This window comes from Acinetobacter sp. 24-47-67 (genome assembly GCF_056779735.1).
Window position 1 is genome coordinate 100,099 of record NZ_JBWYIK010000008.1, and the last position, 26,226, is coordinate 126,324.

The window sequence follows — 26,226 nt, forward strand, 5'->3', positions numbered from 1 at the left end:
AACTACATGAGAGTTTAGCATTTTTAATGCCAATCTAAATGAGTGCTATCTTTCAATAATGATGGAGCTTGATAATTAAATGCTTTACCCTCAACAGCCATTTGATATTTTTCTAAATATCCATACATCATTTTTTCAGCATTAAAATATTCTTTAACATGTTCGTGGCACTGTAAAGGATCATATTTCTGATTCAAAATAGCATCGACTAACTCATCGGTTTGAGGTGAAAGTTTTCCACAAAAATGAGGAACTAATTCTGGAATAGCCCCATAAGGCGTTGAAAAAACTGGACACCCGAAATACATACTTTCGATAATCGCTAAACCAAATGGTTCATGCCAACGCACTGGAAAAATCAAACCTTTTGAACCATTTAATAGTGCGAGTTTTTCTTGACCGCCCACCATACCATGAAAACGAATATTTGGAGAAAATGTTAAGCGTATGCCTCGTTTAAAATTAAAGCGGTCACCACCCAATACATCTAATTTTTGCTTCGCTTTTAAAGCAACATTGATCGCACCTTTGACATTCTTTAAACGCCAAGCCGCTTTACCTAAGAAATGATAATAATCACGCTTGGCTTTCCAATTCACATTACCATAATTTGACCAATCGAGGCCGTTATAAACAAAACTGTTCGACTGATGTCTCTCTGCATGATTTTTTGAAACAAAAATAGTATTTCTATCTAACAAATCACCCACTTGAGCATTACCATGTTCTGTCACAACATAAGGTATATCAATTTCAAGGTTTTTAGGTTGGAATTGAAAATGAACGATATCTGTATTTTCAGGAATTAATTGACTCCAAGATTTAAAAGGATCAATTTCAATAACTTCTGCAAAATCACAAGTTGAGCCCTTCGGGACGATAAATGTGACTTTATGACCGAACTCGACTAATTTTTTTGCTAAATCCCAAATAACTCGCTCCGTTCCACCGTAAGCAAAAACTGGAATCGTCGACATATTTGCGATTACAATATTCATTTATTCTTCTCTTGATTCATTTGCCAAAGCATCACGTATTTATTAAAGGTGTATCCCATCGAAGCGATTGCCAAAAATAATCCATATGCTCCACCAACAAAATCACCTCGGATAATATATTCTCGAATAAATGAAAATATTGATCGAAATATTAAGGCAATTAAACTGACTTTTTTTCCATTTTTAAACTTATCTTTTGCCCAATCATGACTATATCGAACATTTTTGAGCAAGAAATGGTGTAAATCATCGTTGGTCAAATGAGCCAAATAACCTGGCAAACATTGTGCTGAAACCCCTTTTTGGTCTAAAGATTCATGCACTTCTAAATCTGAATACTTAAAATGCTCACGTGAATAAAGTCTTGCAAGTTTGTCGGTGTACCAGCCTCGTTTTTGAACTTCAACACCACAGAATAAATTCACTCGCGCCAAACTAAACACTCGATCATACTGTACTGGGTGCTTTAGAATTTCTGCAATCGAGTCACGTAAAGGTTGATCCAATCGCTCATCTGGATCCAGAACCAACACATAATCTTGAGTGGCATAACTTTGAGCCAATTGACGTTGCTTACCAAAACCTTTCCAATCAGTATTTACAAACCATTTTGCACCGTAACGATCAGAAATTTCTCGAGTATTGTCCGTGCTTCCTGAATCTAGAATGACAATTTCATCCACGAGATCAACCACACTATCTAAGCAATCTGCCAAATGTCTTGACTCATTTTTTAAAATAATCACCAATGATAAAGTCGATCTTTTTTCTGTCCCAAGCTCGATTGAAGTTAGATTCTGCAATGCTTGATGTTCAGCAACAAACTTTCCTTCGGCATTGTTATGATGTAGATCATACAAAATTGCATATTTATTAAAAGTATATTGCGCAAATATTAACGAGTATAAAAAACCATAGCGGCCTTTCAAAAAACGACCATCTACAATATATTGTTTTATAAATGCCCAGAATGCATGCAGTAAAATTGCAAATGATGAAGTTGATTTTCCACGATTAAAACGATCAACTGCCCACGCTTTCGCGTATTGGAGTCTTTTGCTGAGTAAAAATTCTGGTGTAGGTGCAGTATGATGCAACATGAATCCATTCAATGTTTCTGTTCTAGCTTGATTCAAAACAATAGATTCATGCACTAAATTATCGTTATATTGAAATGATTTAGGATATAAACGCCAATGCGCTTTTATTGACCAATAACGATTGTCAATCTCATGTCCAAAAACACAATCAACGCGTTTAATTCCATAAACGATATTTGCAGGTTGGTTTTGGATAACTTTTAAAATGCTTTGCTTTAATTCTTCAGTAATTTCTTCATCAGCATCCAACGCTAGAATCCAATCACCAGTCGCATAGCTTTGCGCCAATTGACGCTGTTTACCAAAACCAGGCCAATCTGTATTCACAAACCATTGACCGCCAGCAGCTTCGACCAGTTCACGTCCGTGATCAGTACTTCCAGAATCAAGCACAATGATTTCATCTACCCAACCACGCAATGCAGGTAAACTAACTGCTAAATTTTCAGCCTCATTTTTTACCATCATCACAACAGATAAACGGTATGCTCTTTCTTGTCTATTCAACATTTCCATGTTTAGCGCCAAGCATCCTTAATCCATTGACTTGGCAACACATAGCGGTACCATTTACCACCGCCACCATTCACAGCATCAGGTGGATTAATCTCACCATGGAAAATAATAATTTTAGCACCTTCAGGTTTTACTGGTGGCTTAAAAAACGCCATTGGGATTTTTTGTAAACAGTGATATTTATAACTTTTACACCAGCTATCTGGCCAATAGGTTTGCTTCGCATGTTTATCTACATACCATGACAAATAGGCTTGTTCATTACGGAATTTTTTTCGGATCTCATCAAAGTTCTCACGAAAATATGGTAATAATCCAGGGAAAGCGCCCAATTTAAAACGATATACTGAGCTATTACCTGTGATTCGCCATGGTCGTTTCCAGTCGTGAATAATTAAAAAATCACCTGGATAAGTGAAAAAATCATCCATGTTATCAACGATAACAACATCCAAATCTAAAAATAGCGCGTTACCCTTTAAGCCATATAAGTCAGGCTCAAAAGTTGAAAGTTTGTTCCAACCACGCTCAGGCGCGCCTTCAGGCAATGCTAACGGTGGAATAGGAAAGCATTTAACATTTGGATCAATTCCTTCTGTACGGTCAGTGAGACAAACCATCTGGAAATCAACAGTCGTGTGTCGTTTCACCATATTGTAAAGACGATTCACATACTCAGAACCATATTTGGTTCCCCACTTCATACACAAAACAATGTTCTGTTCTTGTGCAATCTCTTCTTCTAATAAGACATTGTTTTCATGTATTGACATGCCGTTTTATTCCACCGAATCAATAGCTGCATCATACCACAGAGTTAAAATATTCTTGAACGATAAGAATTCAAACTCGTCAAAATTGAAATCAAATCTTCATTAAATTGTCACGTCTTAGAAACCCTATTTTGTCAAATTAAATTTAATCTGGCTTGAACTAAAATAATGAAAATTACTATTGTCGGCACTGGGTACGTCGGTCTCTCAAATGCGATGATTTTAGCGCAACATCATGAAGTCACCGCCTTAGACATTGATCAAAATAAAGTAAATTTATTGAACAAGAAAATCTCACCTATACAAGACACAGAAATCTCTGATTTTCTAAGTAATAAACCATTAAACTTTAAAGCAACAACTAATGCTGTGGATGCATATTTTCAGACAGACTATATTCTTATTGCGACACCAACTGATTATGACCCTACAACCAATTATTTTGACACTTCAAGTGTTGAATCTGTGATCACTGAGATTTTAAGTATCAATCCATTAGCGACGATCATTATCAAATCGACAGTTCCTGTAGGTTACACCCAACAACTAAAAAGTAAATTTGAAACACAGAATATTATATTTTCACCTGAGTTTCTCAGAGAAGGAAAAGCATTGCTGGATAACTTATATCCTTCAAGAATTATAATGGGTGAAAATTCTGAACGAGCACATCAATTTGCAAACATGCTCATAGAGGGTGCTTATAAAAAAGATTGTCCAGTCTTGTTCACTGACTCCACCGAGGCAGAAGCAATCAAACTTTTTGCAAACACCTATTTAGCTATGCGCGTTGCATTCTTCAATGAACTAGATACTTACGCTCAAATATACCGATTGGACACTCGCCAAATGATCGAGGGTGTTTGTTTAGATCCTCGAATTGGTAAATTTTATAACAATCCATCATTCGGTTACGGCGGATATTGTCTTCCTAAAGATACTAAACAATTACTCGCCAACTACGACCAAGTTCCAAGCAATTTAATTCAAGCCATTGTAGATGCGAATATTACTCGCAAAGATTTTATTGCACAGTCTATTTTGGAGAGATGCCCTAGCGTTGTTGGGATATATCGTTTGGTCATGAAAAGTGGTTCAGACAATTTTCGATCGTCAGCAATACAAGGTGTTATGCGTCGTCTCAAAGCACAAGGAATCAAGATCATTATTTACGAACCCACACTTTCAGAGAAAAAATTTCAAAACTCAAAAATCATCAAAACACTGGAAGAATTTAAAAAAAGAGCAGATTTAATTATTAGTAATCGTCATTGCGATAAACTAAATGATGTTGCAGATAAAGTGTATACCAGAGATATTTTTGGTAAAGATGATTAAAAAAGGACTCAATTGAGTCCTTTTTTCAAAGCATTAATTACTTCACATATGTTAACCAGTGAGCATATTTAGGATCTTTACCTTGTACGGCATCGAAGTATGCTTTTTGGATTTGTGTTGTGATTGGACCACGAACACCTTCACCGATTTGACGATCATCATATTCACGGATTGGCGTTACTTCTGCCGCTGTACCTGTAAAAAATGCCTCATCAGCGATATAGAATTCATCACGTGTGATACGGCGCTCTACAACGTCATATCCAAGGTCTTTCGCAATCGTAATAATGGTTTGACGAGTAATACCATCAAGAGCACCACCAGCGATATCAGGGGTATGAATCACGCCATCACGCACTAAGAATACGTTTTCACCTGAACCTTGACACACATAACCTTGAGGATCAAGTAACATTGCTTCGTCATAACCTGAGTGCGCAACTTCTTGGTGTGCCAAAATAGACAGCGTATAGTTTCCTGATGCTTTCGCCTTACACATCGTCACGTTAGGGTGATGGTGTGTAAAAGAAGAAGTTTTTACACGAATACCCTTCGCCATTGCTTCTTCACCAAGGTAAGCGCCCCAGCTCCACGCAGCAACCACTGCATGAATTGTATTATCCGTCGCTGCAATACCTAGCTTTTCCGAACCAATAAAGATAATTGGACGTAAATAGCAAGAAGCTAATTTATTTTCACGCACCACATCAATTTGAGCTTGTTCTAATGCCGCCTGATCAAACGGAACTTTCATTTGATAAATTTTGGCAGAGTTTAAAAGACGTTTAGTGTGTTCTTTTAAACGGAAAATTGCCGTTCCATTCGGAGTTTCGTAGGCACGGACACCCTCAAACACACCCATACTGTAGTGTAAAGTGTGTGTTAAGACGTGAGTTTTTGCTTCACGCCAATCAACTAATTGTCCATCTTGCCAAATAAAACCATCACGATCAGCCAAATTCATGACCTAAACTCCAAATTTTTATACACAGTCATTTCTATCCAACTACTGATGCAGTTGGATCTATTAATCTTTGCCATAGCTTGCAAACGACCTTACGGGTATCGAGCCAATTCGCAGCACTCACTTGCATGGATTGATTTGCAAGGGCTAAACGATGACTCTCGGCACGTTCACGGAGATAAGCTTGAATCAATGCTGTCGCATCGGCGCTGGATAAGCAGCCAGTTTTTGCGGCATCCTCAAGGATTCGTACATTGTCGGAGTAATGGGCGAGATCAGGATTCGTCCCACTCCATGCTAATACTGCATACTGTGCCATAAATTCGATATCAACGATACCACCTGCATCCTGTTTTAAATGAAAAATTCCATCTTTTTTTTGCTCATTTGATGAGCCTAAATGGTCTTTCATTTTTTGACGCATTTTTAGCACTTCTGCTCTCACCGTTTCTTCATTTCGAGGCAAAGTTAAAATACGACAGCGTAATTCCTCAAACTTTTCTCTTAAGCTTTGCTCACCCGCTATACTACGCGCACGAACAATCGCTTGATGCTCCCAAAGCCATGCATTTTTAAGTTGGTATTGCTCAAAAGCCTTAAGGCTTGTGACGAGAAGCCCAGCTTCTCCTGAAGGACGCAATCGTGTATCAATCTCATACACACGACCATCTAAAGTTTGGGTTGTCATCAGCGACATGAGCTTTTGCCCAACACGCATCGCAAATTCAAAACCACTAATTGGTTTCAAGCCATCTGTATCTGCCTGCTCATCCATATAGTGGATAAAGACTAAATCAAGGTCTGAACCATACCCAAGTTCAATACCGCCTAATTTCCCATACCCAATGACACTGAATGCCATATGATTTTTTGAACAACGTTGACCATCTGCATCTACTGGGTAACCATGTTTTTTTGCTGTAATTTGATATGCTAAATTCAAAGTTGCTTGAACTGAAACCTCAGCAATATCGGTGAGCGCATCAGACACACGCATCAGTGGACTTTCAGCCAATACATCACTTGCTGCTACAGTCAAAACATTCGATTTTTTAAATAAGCGCAATACGCGCATTTGATCTTCCACTTGATCAATTTCAATACGCAGCAGCTGCTGTCTGAGTGAATCCTCCAAATCTTGGCGTTTAGGTAACTCAAAATCCATCGATAAAAACTCATCGAGTAAAACTGGATAATGAGTTAACTCTTCACAAATCCATGGGCTTACAGTCGCCATTTTAACGAGTCGCTGTAATGCTCCTTTACTTTCAATTAACATCACCAGATAGACTGTTCGCCGCATCACAGATTCAACCAGTGGCATGAGTCTTACCAAAGCGACTTGTGGATTATCCGATTCGAGAACAGCTTGAATCAGATGAGGCCAAAACTCTTTTAAACGATTAACTGCTTTAGCGGGTAATTTTTTGATGGCATGTCCATACCAAAATTCACGAACCAAATTTTTAGCAGACTCATCTAAAACTTCATTCAATTGCTGCTCTATTTGGCTAAAGCTTTCAACCAATGGATCTACTTCTTTTTCTTTAATTAAATGCTCAAACTGATAAGTTACTATAGCGCGCTGATCATTGAGCACATTTAAGAAAGCATCCCAACTCTCAAATCCAAGTGTCTCTACGATGCGATTTCTTTGGTCAGGTTCTGTAGGCAGTGATTGAGTTTGTTGGTCGTTCAACGCTTGAATGGCATGTTCCACACGACGCAAGAATAAATAAGCATTTTCAAGCTCATCCACCACTTCAGGTTCAAGTAATCCAACAACCCCCAAATGATGTAGACTCACTAAACATTGACGGTCTTGTAGCTCAAGTTTTGAACCACCATAAATCAACTGGAAAACTTGAACGATAAACTCGACTTCACGAATACCACCTGCACCAAGTTTAATATCATCTTCAATATTTCTACGTTGAACTTCACGCTCAATCATCGCTTTCATTTCACGCATCGCTGCAAAAGCAGTGTAGTCCACATAACGGCGGAATACAAAAGGTCGAGTCATTTCCAGAAGCTCATCCCCTTCCTTTCCTCCTGTAACAATACGCGCCTTTATCCATGCATAACGCTCCCACTCACGCCCATGTTGACTGAGATACTTTTCGAGTGCCGCATGACTGATTGCAAGTGCTGAACCATCACCCCATGGTCGTAATCGCATATCCACTCGGAATACAAATCCATCTGCGGTGATATGTTCCAACAAATAAATAATTTTTTGCCCCCAAAGGATGCAAAATTGCTGAACATCAATACATTTACGACCATTGGTTTCACCTTGCTCATCGAAGGCAAATATAAGATCAATATCACTGGATAAATTAAGTTCCTGAGCCCCCAATTTACCCATTGCAATCACGATAAGGTCTTGAAGCTTACCGTTATAGCCGATCGGCTCTCCATGTTTGGCTTGCAATGGACGATAAGCGAAGCTTTTGGCTGCATCAATACTGGCATCGGCAAAGTCTGAAAGCTCACGAGTCAATGTAATAACTGAAATGAGGCGGTTCGCATCCTGCCAAATCCACCGAAACATTAAACGTGCTCGCAAAATTCGAATTTTTTGCATCCATTCTTTTTCATCCTGAATGTCAGCAAGTTCTTTTTGTACAATGTGATAGATTTGTTCAGTACTTAAAAATTTATTAAATTGATCAGATGAATAATCTTGTTCTAATAATGTTTGATGTAAATTATAAACTTGTTCCGCGTATTGACTGGCTCTAAGAGTTTTTTGCAACTGATCAGCATTCATTTGAAAAAAAGCCTGAATAAATCTAAAACTCTTTTATATCAGTCCTTACGCAATTTGTGGACTATTTAGTTCACTTTTTCCAAAGATGTTTGATTACTCGTATTTGGGGTGGCAGGTAACGCTGCATGAGTGTCTGCTTCAGGTAATATGACTTTAAAAGTCGTACCTTGACCTTGTTGAGAACTGACACAAATTTCACCATGATTCAAATCAACAAATCTTTTACATAACACCAAACCTAAACCAGCACCTTTTTCACCAGATGTACCACGAATAGATACCTTCAAATCCGGTTGAAAAAGCTTCTCAATTTGCTGTGGTGTCATACCTAAACCTGTATCTCGAATGGCAATTTCGACACCTTGATCGCATTTTGATGCTTCGATATAAACTTTTCCAGTTCCATCCACATGAGTAAACTTCAAAGCATTGGATACCAAGTTTTGAATCACTGATGTGATCATATTAATGTCGGCAAAGACTTTTAACTCTTGCGGCACACTTTCAATTAATTGAATATTTTTTTTCACAGCCAACGTGTTTAAAACATCAAAAACGATTTTTGTCACCTGTTTAAGCTCAAACTGAATAGGGTGATAGACAAATCTCCCACCTTCAGCCATTGCCCAATTTAATAGGCTTTCCAATAAGTTATAAGTCGATTGAGCGGTATCATGTAGATACTCAGCGATATTCTGTACACTGTCCTCATCCAAACTTTCACGCTCATTGGCCAATACATCAGAAAAACCTAATAAGCCATGAAATGGTGCGCGTAAATCGTGTGCAATGATTTGAAAGAATTTTGTTTTACTGAAATTAAGCGCCGATTGTTGTTCATATAATTCTTTGAGTTCCGCATAATCCGAATGAAGCTCTAATATACGAATTAAGCTCATTGAGAAATCATAAACCAGTTCTAAATTTTGATCATCAAAAGGTTGGTGCTGATTATCAAATAAAATCACTTGACCAATTGAAAAATCATCATTCACTTTTAAATCAATGGCTATAATTCGCTCGTGATCAACTCCGAGTTGATGAATATGTGCTGAAAAAGATGAATAATTAGGATGATCACGACTGATCGAAGTTTGACCCGCGAAATATGGTAATAATTTTGCTTTTTTATTGGCATTAAAAGCTTTAAATCCATTTGGAGAAGAATGCCACACATATGGTTCATCATGAAAAGCTAAGATTGCTGACTCCGCATTTAAAATGCCACGCGCAAATCTTAAAAAACTCTCAAGTTGATTTTTTGGCGTTGATACACCGAGTAAAAGAGACATTTTGCAGGCACTGAGCTGATCAGCTTGATCGACATCTATAAATTCTATTTTCATGTCTACATCCTGCCATGGAGTAAAGGGGAATAATGATCGATTACATTTTATTTTTTCATTTCACAGTAAAGAAATGAAACCTTATTTCATCAAGACTAATACATTCTCAAATATTAAGAAAGTGCATTTTTGAGGACTGAATATCTAGCTAAAGCATGAGTCATACTTTATAAAACGTAAGCGTCTAGTGAAGATCGATTGAATAAACCATAACTATTTATTATTAAAATAAAATTTACTCAATCCTTATCTTATATTATTCATCAAATCTTCATTTGAAATTTTAAAATTCCTTAATTTATTTAAAACAAATAAAAAGGCCCTCAAGTCTGAATATGCTTGAAGGCCTTTAAGTGTTTGGTCCCGAGGGTCGGACTCGAACCGACACGTCATCTCTGACAGCGGATTTTGAGTCCGCCGCGTCTACCAATTTCACCACCTCGGGAAAGGTTGTGTTCGGTATAATATCGTTTTTCTTTTCTTTGTCAATGCAAAACCTGACTCAAGCGCCTATTTTTAAATCAATAGCATGCATTATGCTTTTTTAACCACCAAACTCAACTCGAACTGGGCAAAAAAAGCATATACTAATGCCAAAATTTTTGCTGATTCCATTTTTATATTCTTATGCAACTTTCTGATTTTAACTTTGAACTCCCTGACGAACTTATTGCCCGTTACCCTCTTGAAGAGCGAAGCGCTTCTCGCTTACTTCATCTTAAAGCCGATGGTCAATATGACGATCACCAATTTACCGATATTTTAGACCTGTTTAATGAAGGTGATTTATTAGTTCTCAATGATACTAAGGTAATGAAAGCTCGCTTGAAAGGTAAGCGTGCTTCGGGTGGTGCGATTGAGGTTCTGGTTGAAAGAATGCTTGATCAATTTATTGCTCATTGCCATATCAAAGCAAGTAACTCACCAAAACCAGGTGCTGAGCTTTTTGTCGGATCAGATGAGGTTAAAGTTACGGTTCAAGGGCGCCATGAAAATCTCTATGTGGTGGAATTTTCCAAACCAATCTTAGATGTATTGGATCAGTATGGTGCATTGCCTATTCCACCTTACTTCAACCGAGAAGCAGAAGATATTGATACTGTACGTTATCAAACCGTATTCAATGATCCTACAAAAATTGCCAGCGTTGCTGCTCCAACGGCATCTCTGCATTTCGATGAACAACTATTAAAAAAACTTGAAGATAAAGGTGTAAACAAGACATTTGTCACTTTACATGTAGGTGCAGGTACATTTTTACCAGTACGTACAACCGATATCGAAAATCACATCATGCACAGTGAATGGTGCCAAGTCAGCGATGAAGCTATGGCGTTGATTAAAGCCACTAAAGATCGAGGTAATAAAGTGATTGCCGTCGGAACGACTGCAACACGCGCAACAGAAAGCGCGGCTCAAGCCAATGGTGGCGAACTGAAGGGCTGGACTGGTGATACTCAGATTTTTATTTATCCTGGTTATGAATTTAAAGTAGTAGATCGTTTGATTACTAACTTCCACCTTCCAGAATCAACATTATTAATGCTTGTTTCAGCCCTGTCCAATCGTGATTATATTTTGAATGCGTATCAACATGCTGTAAAAGAACGCTATCGTTTCTTTAGTTATGGTGACGCAATGTTGATTGACCAAGCAAAAGATTAGGATCTGATCTATGCCGATTGATTCTGTTCAGCAACTGCTTCACCTTCGCACCCGAAAGAACAAGCAAATTATGGCCAGTGTTGATCGGCTTTGGGCTCTTGGACGTTCTGCTCAACATTCTGATGACATCCTGCAAGGATTACATCCATGGGGTTCGAATACCCAACTCTTTTTTCACAATGGCATACCTAAATTTTTAGTTACGCTTGCCATCATATTCAGTGTTTTTTCGCTCTTTCCTATTTTTGACACATTAAAATGGATGGCATATAGCGCATCGGCGATACTTATCCTGATTGCATATATAATTTATGAACCGAATAAACCTATTCATGAAGTGATTTCATTTCTTGAAGAGCGAATGATTGGTTTTAAATTCGGTATAGAAGCTTATTCAACGCCATCACACCTTGGAACAAATAGACATAACACCTTGATCATAAGTCAGCTAAGGCAAAAATTTCCTTTGTTTAACCAAGGTAACCATGCCAATGATATTTTAAAGTTTGCCTCCACCACGTGGAAAAACGCGCAAAATCAAGATTTTCCTGTTATGCTTTTTCATTACCGATTTATTGATGAAATCAATCTGCCTGAGCAAAACAAAACACCACAAAAATTAAAAAAAATTGAACGTCATCGTTGGGGCGTATTTGTATTTGATATATCACCACTAGGATTAGCGACAACCAGTAGAAAGAAAAGGTTCACAGCACCATATACAGAGCACTGGGAGAGCAGCGATTTAGAGCTACGTAAAAAAGTTCAGATTTACGGTACAGACCGCTTACAACTCGCAAAGATCATGACGCCATCAACCACACTCAAACTAATTGAATTTTATCGACTTCACCAGGGCGACTTAATTTTCCACCCTCATGACCAAATCATGTGCTATTTGGGAGAGCGCGATTTATTTGAAGTCACGCACAAGCTTGAAATCAAAGACCTTAAAAATATATCCACTTTGCGCGGTTACTTAAGAACATTAACCATGCCAAATTATCAACAACTCAAACAGAGCATGCTAAACTTAGTTGCATAATAACGATCATATTAGGTAATGCGTGTGGGCTTATTCATTTTTCTTTCCATCTTTGTTTTGATTATTGTTTGGGGAATATGGGTTCGAAATAATATCGTTCGATATTTGAATGCTTCTCAGCGTGCTTGGTCAGATGTCGCAAATTTTGAACGTCAGAAAATTAAAACATTAGAGCATCTTGAGCAAAATTTATCTCAATACACTGAGTTTGAAAAATCAACATTAGAAAATATCACAGCCTTACGCCAACAAATCCTAAATCTCAATACACAATCAACTGATGTAGCTCAGCTTCAGCATATTGAAGCGCTAAGTCAGTCGTTAATGAAAAGTTTAAATGTGGTTGTTGAGAATTATCCAGATCTCAAAGCTGATCAGCTTTACAACCAAATGATGCATGACATTCAAGAGCAAAATGAAAATGTCAGTGCTGCAATTTCAATATTCAATCGAAATGTCGAAGAGTTTAATAACTTGATTCAAATTTTTCCAAATAACTTAATCAACAGTATCAGCCTCGCAAAGAAACCTATTCGCCCATTTACAGATCATCAAGCTCAACAAAATTTTGATTATCGCCCTAATTTCAAATAAGGATTCCACCTTAAAAAGTGGCAATATCTTAGAGAATCACGTTGTTTATCCATTACTATTTATTCATATTAAGGTACGCTAAAAACTGTATAGCTGGTCGAAAAATAAGCAGATATCTTCATTGTTTAGCAAGATCATGAATCTCTTGTAATTTTTCATAAACAAAAATCCAAGTCGTTAAGAATAATGTAATTTTTCTAGCATAAACTGCGCGAATCTAGGAAAATAGAGCGCTTTATCGCTATCAATCAGCGAACTGTTTTTTCGCCTCGATTTGGACAATTTATGAAGTTTGAAAAATTAGGTCAGTCTGGTCGCGCTCGACGCGGACGCTTAACCTTGGAACATGGTGTCGTTGAAACACCGATGTTTATGCCTGTCGGAACTTACGGCACTGTTAAAGGCATGCTCCCACGTGATATTGAAGAAATTAAATCACAGGTCATTTTAGGGAATACCTTTCATTTATATCTACGCCCTGGCCTAGATGTCATTCGTGAGCACGGTGGTCTACATGGTTTTATGAAATGGAATAAACCAATTTTGACTGACTCTGGTGGCTTCCAAGTATTTAGCTTAGGCGCAATGCGTAGTATCAAAGAAGACGGCGTAACATTCCGCTCTCCAATTGATGGCTCTAAAGTCTTTCTTTCTCCTGAAATTTCGATGGATATTCAACATACATTGAATTCAGATATCGTGATGATTTTTGATGAATGTACACCCTATCCAGCGACTCACGAAGAAGCTCAGAAATCTCTACAACTTTCATTGCGTTGGGCAAAGCGTTGTAAGGCTCAACATCATGATGTGTTAAAAAACCGCAATGCTCTGTTTGGTATTATTCAAGGCGGCATGTATGAAGACCTCCGCCAAGAATCACTAAATGGATTAAAAGAAATCGGTTTTGATGGTTATGCGATTGGCGGTCTTTCTGTAGGCGAGCCAAAAGAAGAGATGATCAAAGTCCTTGATTATCTTCCAGAGCAAATGCCTGCGGATAAACCACGTTATTTAATGGGTGTTGGCAAACCAGAAGACATCGTTGAAGCTGTTCGTCGTGGTGTAGACATGTTTGACTGTGTAATGCCAACTCGTAACGCACGTAATGGACATTATTTTGTTACGGACGGTTTAGTGCGTATACGAAATGCGAAATACCGCCATGATCAAAGCCCACTTGATCCGCATTGCGATTGTTACACCTGTACCAACTTTACCCGTTCGTATCTATACCATTTAGAAAAATGTGGTGAGATGCTTGCATCAATGCTTGGCACAATTCATAACCTTCGTTATTACTTGCGTTTAGCAGAAATGATGCGTGATGCATTAGATAACGGAACATTTGATGATTTTGTTCACGATTTTTATGCACGCCGTGGGCTTGAAGTACCCCCTTGTCCGCAAGATTAATACATCAGTATTTGCGCTGAGCAAAAAGACAATGTAAATTGCTGAACAAGCCGATTTTTTATCATCTTTTTTGATATTTTTAGTTTAGGAAAATGAAATGAGCCTTTTTATTTCGACTGCACACGCAGCTGGTGAAGCTGCACAACAACCAAGCTTAGTTGCTAACTTATTGATGATTGCAGTATTCATTGCAATTTTCTACTTCTTAATTTGGCGTCCTCAAGCAAAACGTGCGAAAGAACATCGCACTTTGGTTGAGAGCTTAGGCGTTGGCAGCGAAATCGTTTTTGCAGGCGGTTTAATGGGCCGTATTACTAAACTCGAAGGTGATTTCGCTGTGGTTGAATTAAACCGTGGCAACGAAGTTAAAATTCAGCGTGCAAGCGTGATTTCAGTATTACCTGAAGGCACACTAAATAACCTTTAATTATAAAATAGTCGTGCAGCTGCACGACTTTTTTCATTTTAAGAAGAAAGCGAATGCGTTACCCAGCATGGAAATATTTACTCATTCTAGTTGTACTAGTCGTGAGTACATTATATGCCCTGCCAAGTTTGTATCCTGATGAACCAGCTGTCCAAATTTCTGGTGCAAAAGCTGGTTCTGTCATTGATGACACAGTGATTCAAAAAGCAGAGCAACTATTAAAAAGCAACAATATCCAGTCCCACAATAACAGCTTTACTCAAAATGCTGCCCTTCTACGTTTAGACAGTTCTGAAGCCCAATTAAAAGCAAAAGATATCCTACGTGAAGGTCTGGGTGAAAACTATGTTGTTGCATTAAACCTCGCACCAACAACACCTGAATGGTTACAGAAAATCGGTGCACGACCAATGAAACTTGGTCTTGATTTGCGTGGTGGTGTCCACTTCCTCCTTGAGGTGGATATGGACAAAGCTATTGCGCAGCGTATGGAAACTTCGGCTGCTGATTTGCGACGCGAATTCCGTGAGAACAAGATCAAATTCAATAGTCTTTCATTGAATAACAATGCGATCACTGTTCAATTTGCTAACAATGAAGATCGTGCAGCAGCGATGGATCAACTTCGTCGTAACGGCAATAAATATACTCAACAAGCACTTGCAACTGAAAATGGTGCCAGTCTTCGTTTAACCTATACAGACACCACGAAGCAAGAAATTCAGTCATATGCGTTAGATCAAAACTTAACAACACTTCGCAATCGTATTAATGAACTTGGTGTTGCAGAAGCATTGGTTCAAACCCAAGGTAGCAACCGTATTGTGGTTGAATTACCAGGTGTCCAAGACACAGCTGAAGCAAAACGTATCTTAGGTCGTACAGCAAACTTAGAATTCCGTTTGGTGTCTGATCTAAATGATCAATATATTGATCCTTATTCAGGGAAATATAATGGTCAACCCTTACCTCCAGGGACAGAAGTATTCGCCTATGAGTCTTTAGACAGTGGTCGTGAACTTTTACTTAACCGTAATCGTATTCTGACGGGTGAGCGTGTACAAAATGCTTCTTCAGGCTTTGGACAAGATAGTGGTACAGCAGAAGTTAACATTACCCTTGATAATGCAGGTGGTAAGTTAATGTCAGATGCGACTCGTAGCGCTGTTGGTAAGCGTATGGCGGTACTGTTCATTGAGAATAAACAACGTATCAGTTACGTTGAAGATTCTGAAACAGGTGCACAAACTGAAGTACGCACACCATATACTGAATCTGTCGTCATTAATGCAGCAAATATTCAAGCAGTACTGGGTTCACAGTTCCGTATTACTGGTTTAGATTCACCTCAAGAAGCAGCTGAGCTAGCTTTAATGCTTCGTGCAGGTGCGCTCGCTGCGCCAATGTACTTTGTTGAAGAGCGTGTTATCGGTCCAAGCTTAGGTCAAGAAAACATCGATAAGGGTGTACTATCCACTCAAATTGGATTCATCTTGGTCGCAATTTGGATGGTGGTATTCTTCCGCTTATTCGGTGTCATTGCGAACTTCGCTCTAGTATTCAACTTAGCCATGATCTTGACGGTTATGTCTTGGATCGGTGCTTCATTAACGCTGCCAGGTATTGCAGGTATCGTTATTACCATCGGTATGGCGGTGGATGCAAACGTTCTAATTTGCGAACGAATACGCGAGGAAATCAAATGGGGAGCGTCGCCTAAACAGGCGATTGTTGCAGGTTATGATCGAGCTTATAACACCATCTTTGACTCGAACTTAACCACATTCCTTGTTGCATTTATCCTCTTTGCCATTGGTACTGGTCCGATCAAAGGATTTGCCGTGACACTCATGATTGGTATTGTTTGCTCGATGTTTACTGCGATTACAGTAACCCGTGCAATTGTACAGATCATTTACGGTAAAAAACGTAACTTGAAAAAGTTGAGCATTTAGGAGATCTATCATGACTGAAAATACTCAACTCGAATCAAAACAATACGGCCGTCCAGACAACGAACGCGTAATTCCTTTCATGAAGATTGCAAAGCCAGCAGCTTGGCTTTCAATCATCCTGACTATTGCAAGTATCTTCTTTATCGCGACTAAAGGTCTGAATTTAGGATTAGACTTTACTGGCGGTGTTGCAGCTGAATTGAATTATGCCAATCCTGTAAAACCCTCTGAAGTGACGCAAGCATTAAGTGATGCGGGTTTTAATGATGCTGTTGTTCAAACCTTAGGTTCTGAACGAGATTTAATGGTTCGTATGCCCGTACAAGAAGACCTTGAAGCGGAAGATCTAACCAAAGCAATTACCACCGCAGTTCAGCTAGACAATAATACCGTGACTGTACCTAAGGTAGATGTTGTTGGTGGTCAAGTCGGAAACGAACTTTACATTAAATCAGCAGGTGCTGTGGCTTTGGCACTGATTATCATGCTGATTTATGTGACGATTCGCTTCGAATTCAAGTTGGCGATGGGTGCCGTACTCTCTCTGTTCCACGATATTGTGGTAACACTTGGGATTTTCGCCCTCATGCAATGGCCTTTTGACCTAACCGTTTTAGCTGCTCTTCTAGCGATTATTGGTTTCTCATTAAACGATAATATTGTTGTCTCGGATCGTATTCGTGAGAACTTTCGTAAAATTCGTGGGGCAGAACCTCTTGAGATCATCAATATTGCATTGACTGAAACCTTACGTCGTACCATCCACACTTCGATGACGCTATTGCTTGTGGTCGTTGCTATGATGATCATGGGCGGTGATGGTTTGAAATGGTTCTCGATTGCAATGTTTGTCGGTGTTTTTGTCGGAACATATTCTTCGATTTATATCGGTACTGCATTTGCATTGTGGCGTGGTCTGAACCGCCAAGACTTTATTGTTCAAGTAAAACCTGAATTTGAAGAGGAAGAAGAAATTCCTCAATAAACATTCAGTACAAAAAAGCCCATCAAATGATGGGCTTTTTTAATGTTGAGTGATTTGAATTTGAGGAATTGCAAAACCACGGCAAGAATATTCACTTCGCCATGCGACTGTCAGCATACAATCCATGATTTCAAAATTCTGATACGCAAATACCCCCAAGACTGGATGCTCACAAATCCCACCCATATGTGTGATATGGGCATTGGTATTCAACTCGTTTAAGCTCATGCGGATTCCCATCCCATGTGCCTTCAGAATTGCTTCCTTAATGGTCCAGACTTTAAACCAATAGCGAGTATCAAAATCCAATTCTGCCCATGTCGCATATTCCTGTGGATGAAATGCATGTTTGGCTAAGGCTTCGAATCGAATTGATCGATTCAGCTCCTCAATATCCACACCTAAATCTCGAATATGCTGTGATGTAGCTAAAGCATAATAATGTTGACTATGACTATGGTTAAACTCAAAGTTTGATAATTCCCTCAAAAAAGGTTTTCCATCTTTCGTTTGGTCAATATCCTCATTTTTTATTGTTTTATTTAATTTACTTCCTAGTAAGCTGTTGCGATATTGGTAAATCATGTTTTTTCTAAGACTAATTTCTTCTGTGCGTGTGAGATTTTCAGGAACTTGAAAAAAAGAAGAAATTTTTGAAATATCAATTTGAATATGACGGGTCATAATAGGGTTCTCAATGATTCCATTTATCTTAATTTATTCGCATCATAAAAAAAGCCCAAACTTCACATTTGGGCTTTCTGAACTGAATTTACAATTGATTAACCGCGTTTGAACTTCTTCTCGGCTTTCTTAAACTTCTGTACATAACGACGTTTTCGAGCCGCAGTACGTTCATCAATTTGAGATTTACGACCTTCAAATGGGTTTTCTGAAGTTTTGAATTCAATTTTTACAGGTGTACCTTCAAGTTTATACACTTTACGGAACACGTTTTCCAAGTAACGACGATAGTCAGCTGGTGTTTTATCAACTTTATTACCGTGAATCACAATCGTAGGCGGGTTTTGACCACCAATATGCGCATAACGCATTTTAATTGCACGACCTTGAACTTTAGGTGGATGATGCGCGTCTGTTGCATCTTTTAAGATCTCAGTGATTTTCGCTGGAGATACTTTCAAACGTGAAGATTCATATGCACGATGAATTGAAGGATAAAGCTCACCCACACCTGTACCATGCAAAGCAGAAATTAAATGGATTTTTGCCCATGGAATAAAGTCAAAACGACGCTCAACATCCAATTTACATTGTTTGCGATCATATTCTGACATATTGTCCCATTTATTGATGGCAATCACCATCGCACGACCAGCTTCAATCGCATATCCAATCAAATGCAAGTCTTGCTCAACAATACCTTCACGCGCATCAACAACAACAACAACAACGTTGGCATCTTTCATTGCTTGTAAAGTCTTTACGATTGAGAATTTCTCAATCATTTCATCCACTTTGCCTTTACGACGAACACCAGCAGTGTCAATGAGCGTATATTTTCGACCATCACGCTCAAATGGGATGTAAATTGAGTCACGTGTAGTACCAGGCTGGTCAAAAGCAACGACACGTTCTTCACCTAACAGGCGATTAACTAATGTTGACTTACCTACGTTCGGACGACCGATAATCGCTAGACGGAGCCCAGTATCTTCATCACGCTGTTCACTTAGGTCATCTTCTGGTACATCTTCAAGTACTTCTTCGAGCATTTGTTGAACACCACGCCCATGGCTTGCAGCCACTTGCATCGGTTCACCCATACCCAACTTAAAGAACTCAACCAATGCTGCCTCTGCATGAACACCATCAACTTTGTTGGCAACTAAAAATACTTTTTTACCGAGTGTACGTAACTCACGCGCAATCTGTTCATCAGATGCTAGAAGACCTGCACGCGCATCGACAACAAAGATAATCATATCTGCTTCATGAATCGCAGTTTTAGACTGCTCTGCCATGTAAGAGTCGATCCCACCTTCGTTTTCACCGATACCGCCAGTATCTACAACGATAAATGATTTATTTTGGTATACTGCATCACCATATTTACGGTCACGAGTAAGACCGGCAAAGTCTGCAACAAGCGCGTCACGACTTTTGGTAATCTGGTTAAACAGCGTTGATTTTCCGACGTTCGGACGACCAATGAGCGCAATAACGGGTTTCATAGATTAACCTTTAACAAGATCAGCCAACTCAATTGGACTGAACATCAGAAACTGTGGAAGAAGTTAGACGAATCATCTACTTAAAAATAAAAATGTCGGGGTCTGAAAATTCAACACCCCGAACTTAAAATATGTATTCAGCGACTAGTTTACCATAAGCAGAGAAAAAATTAACGATTCTGCCAAATTGTAAGTGCGCCTGTACGTGTCACTGAGTAAAGCTGATTGTTCACTACACGTAACGAACGTACTTCACCACGCGTTTTTTCGCGACCAACAAGTTGACCATTTTTAGGATCTACAAGGTGGAGTACCCCCTCATAATCACCTACCACTAAATACTGACCCAACATTACGGGGTTGCTTAATTGACGGTTAAGCAATTGATCATTAGTCCATAACGGCTGACCCGTCACCAGATCAAACGATACAATTTTACCATCTGTTTGCGTGACGAAGACTTGGCGACCTGCAACTTCAGCACGGTTAATACTGCTTGCATCTTCACTCCAAATCACACGTTGCGAAACTAGATCTAGTACAGTGACTTGGCCTTGATAGCTAGTGGTTACAACCAATTGTCCTGCAACGATTGGATCTGCATCCACATCAACTAAACGCTGTATATCAGAACGACCATCGCTGACTGCCACACGTCTTTGCATGCGCAAAGTTCCAGTGAGACTATCAATTGCGTACACGTATGCATTTGACGAGGCCACTAACACTGTTCGTGGGTCTAAGCGCACAGGTGAAGCTTGACCGCGTAAGCTCAATTGTTCGTTTGGCATACGATAGGTCCACACTTGTTGACCTGTTTTTTCATCCAGACCAAACACCGTACCGTCATTTGCAACAACGATCACTCGACCAGTCTGAATAAGCGCCGCACTCAAAATTGCACCACTTAATTGCGCAGTCCAACGGATATCACCCGTTTTTTGATCGAGAGCAAACAGTTGACCTTTCTTGTTGCCGACAATCACTAACCCATTGGCCGCTTCAACACCTGAACTTAAACCAAGCTTGGTAACTTGTTTTTCCCAGACACGCTGCTTACCTTGATATGCAGAAACCTGTCCCTTAGGATCTAAAAAGTATAAAACACCTTGATCATTCGCCATTCTCAAACGCAATGGATCAGCAGTATCCGTCGCTGAAACATTATGTGAAAAAATAGGTGCTAAGCTCACCGATTGCTGAATTTTAGGCAACGGATTAGGTTTCACCTTTTCTTCTTTCACCGTATTGCTTGTACACGCCATTAGTGCACACGACAATGTCGCTAGAACAAAAGAAATTTTATACTTTCTATCCATTAAGACTCATCCGTTTGTATATCTAAAATTGGGCGCTCAATTTCAGGATCTTCTACTAATATGCCAACACTTTCGAGTTTAATTTGTAAGATTTGGCGTTCTTGTTTAGTTGCAATTAAGTTATCCCACGCGCTCTGATAAGCTTTTTTCGCATTTTCAATATCATTCTTAGCAATATAAATATCGCCACGTGCTTCATCTACAGTTGTTTTGAAAGCGGGCAAAGTCAAACCAGACAATGTTTTTAAAGCCTCATCATATTTTTTTTGTGCCAGTTGAGCATCTGCTAAACGAAGCTTAATGATGTGTTGTAAACCTTCATCTTTGATTTGAGCATTTTCAATTTTTTTCAATTCACGTTCAGCTTTGGCATAATTCTCTTGATCATAAGCCAATTTTGCCATTACAAATTGCGTTTGAACCGCATGAATCGAATCAGGATTTTCTTTTACAATTTTTTCTGCAGTTCCATCCAAAGCAGTCGCTACTTTAGGATCAGTTGTTGCAGCTTTCGCTTCATCAACTAAGAGCTGTACTTTAGCAGTCTGTATTTGATCTTCTGCTACGTTTTTCTTCTTCCAATATTCCCATCCGAAAAAGGCGATCAGGGCAAGAAGAATCAGCGTAATCAACGCCGATCCATATTTCTTAAAAAACGACTTTGCTGTATGCAGTTGTTCTTCGTCAGTCATTGCGCTCATATGATCGCCCTTTCCTTATGTTCTTAAATTTATTTTGAAGATAGTTTATCAATGATGAACGGCACAATGTCATTGACCGCTACTTGTGTCTGCTCTGCTGTAGCCAACTCTTTGACTGAAAGTTGTTGCACCTCAGCTTCACGCTCACCAAAGATTAAGGCATAAATTGCACCAGACTGATCCGCTTTTTTCATTTGACTTTTCATCGAGCCTTGAGAGCCAACTTTCAGACGCACTGAACTACTTGCAGCTTCAAGTTGATCTCGAATTTGCTCAGCCAAAACTAAAGCTTTACCTTGCGTCGCAGGATCTGCAAGTAAAAATACTTCACAATCACGTACTGGTATATTGTCTTCTACTTGTTCTAAAAGAAGCAATAAACGCTCAATACCCATTGCAAAACCAACCGCAGGAACCGATTGATCTGGTTTACCTTTTAACTGACCCACTAAACCATCATAACGACCACCAGCACAAACCGTACCCTGTGAACCCAGATGTGTCGTCGTCCATTCAAATACAGTTTTATTATAGTAATCCAAGCCACGAACCAACTTTTGGTTAATGACAAATGAAATACCTGCATCGGTTAGATATTGCTGTAATTGTTGGAAATGTGCCAGCGTCTCTTCACCCATAAAGTCATGAAGTTTAGGCGCATTTTCTAAAATGCTTTGAGTTTTTGCATCTTTAGAGTCCAAAATACGCAGTGGATTCGTCGTTAAACGACGCTGCGAATCTTCATCTAAATCTGACTTATGTGATTCTAAAAACTCAACCAAGGCTGCGCGATAAGCTGCACGCTCATCTGACTCACCTAAAGTATTGAGCTCTAATTGAACTTTGTCCGCAACACCCATCCGTTTCCACAGACGCGCAGTCATCAAAATCAGTTCAGCATCTTGATCAGGAGTTGCAACACCAAACGTTTCCACACCAAATTGATGAAATTGACGGTAACGACCTTTTTGCGGTTTTTCATAACGGAACATCGGTCCAATATACCAAACACGCGGTGTCGCACCACGAAGCAAATTATGTTCGAGCATAGCACGTACACAACCCGCAGTACCTTCAGGACGTAAGGTCAAAGACTCAGGAGGATTACCTTTATCTAAGAACGTATACATCTCTTTTTCAACGATATCCGTTGCATCACCAATAGAACGCTTGAACAAGTTTGTCTGTTCAACCATCGGCAAACGAATTTGTTGATAGCCATAGGCATCCATCAAACCAGACAGATGCTGTTCAAGACGTCTCCAAGCTGGGGTTTGCGTTGGGAGAATGTCATTAAAACCTTTGATTGCGACGATTGAACTCATGATCTACTCAGAAAAACCTGTGCGAATAATCTCTTTTGATTTAGCTTTTTCAAGCTCGTTAACACGTTGACGAACCATATTTTCGATTTCATCAACCAATTGATTTGTGTCAATTAAATGACTCTTTTCACCATTACGATACACCAGTGAACGTGGACTTGCACCCACTACACCAATATCAGCTTCTTTAGCTTCACCAGGACCGTTGACTTTACACCCGATGACAGAAACATCCATTGGAGTACGTACATCTTCCAAACGCTCTTCAAGCATTTGCATCACTTTAATGACATTGAATTCTTGACGTGAACAACTTGGGCAAGCAATAAAGTTAATACCATTTGAACGCAAGCCCAAAGATTTAAGAATATCAAAACCAATTTTGATTTCTTCCTCAGGTTCCGCTGCTAATGAAATTCGCATGGTGTCGCCAATGCCTTCCATTAACAATCCGCCCAGTGCAATTGCCGACTTCACCGAACCAGTACGGTAAATTCCAGCTTCAGTCACTCCTAAATGTAACGGGTTGTCAATTTGTTGTGACAACAAGCGATAAGCATCCATCGTCAAAAAGACATTCGATGCTTTCACTGACACTTTAAACTCTTGGAAATCCAAACGATCTAAAATATCAATATGACGCATTGCTGACTCAAGCAAAGCTTGACCTGTTGGCTCCCCATATTTCTTTTGAATATCTTTTTCGAGAGAGCCTGCATTGACACCAATTCGCATTGAAATATCGTTGTGACGAGCCGCAGCAACCACTTCGCGAATTTTTGCTTCTGAACCGATATTCCCTGGGTTGATACGCAGACAATCTGCACCCAAATCTGCAACAGCCAAAGCAATTTTATAGTCAAAATGGATATCGGCAACGAGTGGAACTTGCACTTGTTTACGGATTTCTCCAAAAGCAGCAGCGGCTTCCATACTCGGTACAGACACACGCATAATATCTGCGCCAGCATCCACACAACGTTGAATTTGTGCAACTGTTGCAGCTACATCACAAGTTTCAGTATTGGTCATGCTTTGAATACTGATTGGCGCATCGCCCCCCACATACACAGAACCTACGCGAATTTTACGTGTTGGTTTGCGTCGAATCGGATTCTCGATCATCGTTTTACCTTTAACCCATTAACGTGATAAACGGAATTCAGCTTTTCCGTTTACGGTATATGGTGACAATGAAATATTTTCATTATTTAAACTTAATGAAACGGCTTGAGCATCATCTAATCGAATTTGGAATGGAGACTGTCCATTCAAACTAATCGCAGTTGATTGGCGTCCAGTTGCTAAAACTTTACCCGTACTGTCCACAATGTGTACTGATGTAGGGCGGCTAAAACTGAGATTCATCGTATCGCCTGATACTGCTTCAGTCGTGCCTGTACCATTGTTTAAGGTCAGAATTTGGACATTGTTGGATTGATTCGTATCAGTGTTTAACGAATCACCTTTAGCAGCCCATTTTTGGATTGCGGAGATTAATAGCCAAGCCACGCCCAAAATAATTAACGCAATCACGATGCGTTTAATCCACTTGCGATTACGTACGCTTTTCGAGCCAGGAAGTTTCCCCATAATTTTAATTGGAGAATTGTTCAAAGCATGATTTGGCAGTAAACCTGTATCATTTTGATAGATTTCATCAAAACGTTGAATCAAAGCAGAGGCATCAACTTTGAGATACTTCGCATACGAACGATAATATCCCTTAATGAAAGTCGCTTCTGGCAACGATTTGTATTCGTCTTGCTCTAACGCTTCAAGCGTTTTTACTGGCATTTTCAAATCACCAGCAACTTTGACCAGATCACGTTGTTGAGAAATACGGATTTGACGCAAATACTCGCCAGGGCGTTGAATATTTCCTAAAGCATTAGGTGCTACGTTTGAACCAGTAGGTTGCTGTGAATTAGGATTTACTTCCATACGGCCTCAGTATTGAACTGTAATTGCAAATAACGTTGAAATTCTTGACTATTTGGAAATAAAGTACGCAACTGATTCACCAGCACATACATTCCCGTTCTATCACCATTGGCACGTGCGATACGTAAACCAATCCAGAGTGCTCGCGCACCTTGATTTTGCTGGCCAACTTTGAGTACAAATTGCTCATATAGCTGACGCGCGGCAATATTATTCTTTTGCAGATAAAATATCTCTGCTAACTCTATCATTGAAACAGTCGAGTCACGATTGACTTGCAGTGCTTGTTTGAACGTTTTTTCAGCATTCGGTATATCCCCTAGAATGAGATAAATCCGTCCAAGGTTTTCTAATGCACGATGACGTTGGTCATATCCAAGCGTTGCGCCTGCAATTGAAAGCTGTTTAACAGCATCATTATATCGTTTCACTTGATACAAATACGTACCATAGTTGTTACGTGCTTGCGCATTTTTAGGATCAATTGAAATAGCACGAGAAAAATAATGATCTGCACGTTGCATGTTGATGTCACTTCCTTCTTGCTGAAGCAACACCCCCATCATCATATTTGCAGTTGAATCGCGCGAATTAACCTCTAATGCCTGATCAAGCACACGTTTGGCAGCATCTAAATTCCCATTCCGAATATATTCAGCCGCCATTTGGGTACGAACTTTCACTGATTTCTCAGGATCCTTTTTGCTCGTATCGCCACTGGTAGTTTGGCATCCAAAGAAAAGCAATCCAGATAAAGCGACTGTCATCGTCATGACTATTTTTTTATACATCGGCTTGCTCAAATGATGCCTCCCTCTTTTTAATCATTCACATCTAAATGATA

The 26,226-nt window shown here is 39.3% G+C and carries 22 protein-coding genes and 1 tRNA gene; 8 read left to right on the plus strand and 15 right to left on the minus strand.

The features are described 5' to 3' along the window. Positions 1-23: 23 nt before the first annotated feature. The 3 genes from AC1M9K_RS10685 to AC1M9K_RS10695 are packed head-to-tail and all read right to left on the minus strand — an operon-like array spanning position 24 to position 3,387. Positions 24-998 (minus strand): glycosyltransferase, encoded by a 975-nt coding sequence (locus tag AC1M9K_RS10685; protein ID WP_092767587.1) that lies wholly within the window; start codon positions 996-998, stop codon positions 24-26. Beyond that, positions 995-2,605, minus strand: a complete 1,611-nt coding sequence (locus tag AC1M9K_RS10690) for a glycosyltransferase family 2 protein (protein ID WP_481589275.1) — start codon at positions 2,603-2,605, stop codon at positions 995-997. The genes AC1M9K_RS10685 and AC1M9K_RS10690 overlap by 4 nt, the downstream gene beginning before the upstream one ends. Before the next feature lie 11 nt (positions 2,606-2,616). Beyond that, positions 2,617-3,387, minus strand: coding sequence for a glycosyltransferase (locus AC1M9K_RS10695; protein WP_092767589.1), 771 nt, complete (start codon positions 3,385-3,387; stop codon positions 2,617-2,619). Positions 3,388-3,555: 168 nt separating this feature from the next. On the opposite strand from AC1M9K_RS10695, the gene AC1M9K_RS10700 reads away from it, so the two are divergent. After that, entirely contained in the window at positions 3,556-4,725 is a 1,170-nt protein-coding gene (locus tag AC1M9K_RS10700; protein ID WP_092767591.1) for a nucleotide sugar dehydrogenase, read from the plus strand. Between the two features lie 37 nt (positions 4,726-4,762). Here AC1M9K_RS10700 and AC1M9K_RS10705 read toward each other — a convergent pair whose 3' ends face one another. From AC1M9K_RS10705 to AC1M9K_RS10720, 4 genes are all read right to left on the minus strand, one after another. Further along, positions 4,763-5,689, minus strand: coding sequence for a branched-chain amino acid transaminase (locus AC1M9K_RS10705; RefSeq protein WP_035265589.1), 927 nt, complete (start codon positions 5,687-5,689; stop codon positions 4,763-4,765). A 34-nt stretch (positions 5,690-5,723) separates the two neighbouring features. Continuing rightward, the gene (gene glnE / locus AC1M9K_RS10710) at positions 5,724-8,465 is read right to left on the minus strand and encodes a bifunctional [glutamate--ammonia ligase]-adenylyl-L-tyrosine phosphorylase/[glutamate--ammonia-ligase] adenylyltransferase (protein ID WP_481589251.1); all 2,742 of its coding nucleotides are present in this window, start codon (positions 8,463-8,465) and stop codon (positions 5,724-5,726) included. Positions 8,466-8,530: 65 nt separating this feature from the next. Next, positions 8,531-9,811, minus strand: a complete 1,281-nt coding sequence (locus AC1M9K_RS10715; RefSeq protein ID WP_035265593.1) for a sensor histidine kinase — start codon at positions 9,809-9,811, stop codon at positions 8,531-8,533. A 358-nt stretch (positions 9,812-10,169) separates the two neighbouring features. Continuing rightward, positions 10,170-10,256 (minus strand) — tRNA-Leu (locus AC1M9K_RS10720). A gap of 182 nt (positions 10,257-10,438) precedes the next feature. Between AC1M9K_RS10720 and queA the strand changes: the two genes are divergently transcribed. From queA to secF, 7 genes are all read left to right on the plus strand, one after another. Continuing rightward, the gene (gene queA / locus AC1M9K_RS10725) at positions 10,439-11,476 is read left to right on the plus strand and encodes a tRNA preQ1(34) S-adenosylmethionine ribosyltransferase-isomerase QueA (protein WP_481587161.1); all 1,038 of its coding nucleotides are present in this window, start codon (positions 10,439-10,441) and stop codon (positions 11,474-11,476) included. 10 nt (positions 11,477-11,486) lie between these two features. Beyond that, positions 11,487-12,521 (plus strand): hypothetical protein, encoded by a 1,035-nt coding sequence (locus AC1M9K_RS10730; RefSeq protein WP_481589252.1) that lies wholly within the window; start codon positions 11,487-11,489, stop codon positions 12,519-12,521. 24 nt (positions 12,522-12,545) lie between these two features. Further along, a complete protein-coding gene (locus tag AC1M9K_RS10735) occupies positions 12,546-13,115 on the plus strand; it encodes a LemA family protein (RefSeq protein WP_481587159.1) in 570 nt (189 codons plus the stop codon). 285 nt (positions 13,116-13,400) lie between these two features. Continuing rightward, a complete protein-coding gene (gene tgt / locus AC1M9K_RS10740) occupies positions 13,401-14,531 on the plus strand; it encodes a tRNA guanosine(34) transglycosylase Tgt (RefSeq protein WP_481589253.1) in 1,131 nt (376 codons plus the stop codon). Between the two features lie 97 nt (positions 14,532-14,628). Next, positions 14,629-14,958 carry a preprotein translocase subunit YajC gene (yajC, locus tag AC1M9K_RS10745; protein ID WP_035265599.1) on the plus strand — a complete coding sequence of 110 codons (330 nt, stop codon included), beginning with the start codon at positions 14,629-14,631 and terminating at the stop codon, positions 14,956-14,958. 53 nt (positions 14,959-15,011) lie between these two features. Next, positions 15,012-16,913: a protein translocase subunit SecD gene (gene secD / locus AC1M9K_RS10750; RefSeq protein ID WP_481589254.1), complete on the plus strand. Its 1,902-nt coding sequence runs from the start codon at positions 15,012-15,014 to the stop codon at positions 16,911-16,913. Between the two features lie 7 nt (positions 16,914-16,920). Further along, positions 16,921-17,898 carry a protein translocase subunit SecF gene (secF, locus tag AC1M9K_RS10755; RefSeq protein ID WP_171260714.1) on the plus strand — a complete coding sequence of 326 codons (978 nt, stop codon included), beginning with the start codon at positions 16,921-16,923 and terminating at the stop codon, positions 17,896-17,898. Between the two features lie 39 nt (positions 17,899-17,937). Here secF and AC1M9K_RS10760 read toward each other — a convergent pair whose 3' ends face one another. From AC1M9K_RS10760 to pilW, 8 genes are all read right to left on the minus strand, one after another. Beyond that, positions 17,938-18,582 carry a 4'-phosphopantetheinyl transferase family protein gene (locus tag AC1M9K_RS10760; protein WP_481589255.1) on the minus strand — a complete coding sequence of 215 codons (645 nt, stop codon included), beginning with the start codon at positions 18,580-18,582 and terminating at the stop codon, positions 17,938-17,940. A 98-nt stretch (positions 18,583-18,680) separates the two neighbouring features. After that, positions 18,681-20,093: a ribosome biogenesis GTPase Der gene (gene der, locus AC1M9K_RS10765; RefSeq protein ID WP_035265604.1), complete on the minus strand. Its 1,413-nt coding sequence runs from the start codon at positions 20,091-20,093 to the stop codon at positions 18,681-18,683. 170 nt (positions 20,094-20,263) lie between these two features. Beyond that, the gene (gene bamB, locus AC1M9K_RS10770) at positions 20,264-21,412 is read right to left on the minus strand and encodes an outer membrane protein assembly factor BamB (protein WP_481589256.1); all 1,149 of its coding nucleotides are present in this window, start codon (positions 21,410-21,412) and stop codon (positions 20,264-20,266) included. Next, entirely contained in the window at positions 21,412-22,113 is a 702-nt protein-coding gene (locus tag AC1M9K_RS10775) for a YfgM family protein (protein WP_035265609.1), read from the minus strand. The genes bamB and AC1M9K_RS10775 overlap by 1 nt, the downstream gene beginning before the upstream one ends. Positions 22,114-22,142: 29 nt before the next feature. After that, positions 22,143-23,438: a histidine--tRNA ligase gene (gene hisS / locus AC1M9K_RS10780; RefSeq protein WP_035265610.1), complete on the minus strand. Its 1,296-nt coding sequence runs from the start codon at positions 23,436-23,438 to the stop codon at positions 22,143-22,145. A gap of 3 nt (positions 23,439-23,441) precedes the next feature. Continuing rightward, positions 23,442-24,563 carry a flavodoxin-dependent (E)-4-hydroxy-3-methylbut-2-enyl-diphosphate synthase gene (gene ispG / locus AC1M9K_RS10785; RefSeq protein ID WP_092767631.1) on the minus strand — a complete coding sequence of 374 codons (1,122 nt, stop codon included), beginning with the start codon at positions 24,561-24,563 and terminating at the stop codon, positions 23,442-23,444. Between the two features lie 18 nt (positions 24,564-24,581). Then, a complete protein-coding gene (locus AC1M9K_RS10790) occupies positions 24,582-25,382 on the minus strand; it encodes a RodZ domain-containing protein (protein WP_481589257.1) in 801 nt (266 codons plus the stop codon). Then, positions 25,373-26,173 (minus strand): type IV pilus biogenesis/stability protein PilW, encoded by an 801-nt coding sequence (gene pilW, locus AC1M9K_RS10795; protein WP_179998933.1) that lies wholly within the window; start codon positions 26,171-26,173, stop codon positions 25,373-25,375. Before pilW ends, AC1M9K_RS10790 begins: the two co-directional genes overlap by 10 nt. Between the last annotated feature and the right edge of the window lie 53 nt (positions 26,174-26,226).

Bases quoted from the DNA above. Each gene is read 5' to 3' on its own strand.
- AC1M9K_RS10685 (WP_092767587.1), bottom strand. From the start codon at position 998: ATGAATATTGTAATCGCAAATATGTCGACGATTCCAGTTTTTGCTTAC.
- AC1M9K_RS10695 (WP_092767589.1), bottom strand. From the start codon at position 3,387: ATGTCAATACATGAAAACAATGTCTTATTAGAAGAAGAGATTGCACAA.
- AC1M9K_RS10700 (WP_092767591.1), top strand. From the start codon at position 3,556: ATGAAAATTACTATTGTCGGCACTGGGTACGTCGGTCTCTCAAATGCG.
- AC1M9K_RS10705 (WP_035265589.1), bottom strand. From the start codon at position 5,689: ATGAATTTGGCTGATCGTGATGGTTTTATTTGGCAAGATGGACAATTA.
- glnE (WP_481589251.1), bottom strand. From the start codon at position 8,465: ATGAATGCTGATCAGTTGCAAAAAACTCTTAGAGCCAGTCAATACGCG.
- AC1M9K_RS10715 (WP_035265593.1), bottom strand. From the start codon at position 9,811: ATGAAAATAGAATTTATAGATGTCGATCAAGCTGATCAGCTCAGTGCC.
- queA (WP_481587161.1), top strand. From the start codon at position 10,439: ATGCAACTTTCTGATTTTAACTTTGAACTCCCTGACGAACTTATTGCC.
- AC1M9K_RS10730 (WP_481589252.1), top strand. From the start codon at position 11,487: ATGCCGATTGATTCTGTTCAGCAACTGCTTCACCTTCGCACCCGAAAG.
- tgt (WP_481589253.1), top strand. From the start codon at position 13,401: ATGAAGTTTGAAAAATTAGGTCAGTCTGGTCGCGCTCGACGCGGACGC.
- yajC (WP_035265599.1), top strand. From the start codon at position 14,629: ATGAGCCTTTTTATTTCGACTGCACACGCAGCTGGTGAAGCTGCACAA.
- secD (WP_481589254.1), top strand. From the start codon at position 15,012: ATGCGTTACCCAGCATGGAAATATTTACTCATTCTAGTTGTACTAGTC.
- AC1M9K_RS10760 (WP_481589255.1), bottom strand. From the start codon at position 18,582: ATGACCCGTCATATTCAAATTGATATTTCAAAAATTTCTTCTTTTTTT.
- der (WP_035265604.1), bottom strand. From the start codon at position 20,093: ATGAAACCCGTTATTGCGCTCATTGGTCGTCCGAACGTCGGAAAATCA.
- bamB (WP_481589256.1), bottom strand. From the start codon at position 21,412: ATGGATAGAAAGTATAAAATTTCTTTTGTTCTAGCGACATTGTCGTGT.
- AC1M9K_RS10775 (WP_035265609.1), bottom strand. From the start codon at position 22,113: ATGAGCGCAATGACTGACGAAGAACAACTGCATACAGCAAAGTCGTTT.
- hisS (WP_035265610.1), bottom strand. From the start codon at position 23,438: ATGAGTTCAATCGTCGCAATCAAAGGTTTTAATGACATTCTCCCAACG.
- ispG (WP_092767631.1), bottom strand. From the start codon at position 24,563: ATGATCGAGAATCCGATTCGACGCAAACCAACACGTAAAATTCGCGTA.
- AC1M9K_RS10790 (WP_481589257.1), bottom strand. From the start codon at position 25,382: ATGGAAGTAAATCCTAATTCACAGCAACCTACTGGTTCAAACGTAGCA.
- pilW (WP_179998933.1), bottom strand. From the start codon at position 26,173: ATGTATAAAAAAATAGTCATGACGATGACAGTCGCTTTATCTGGATTG.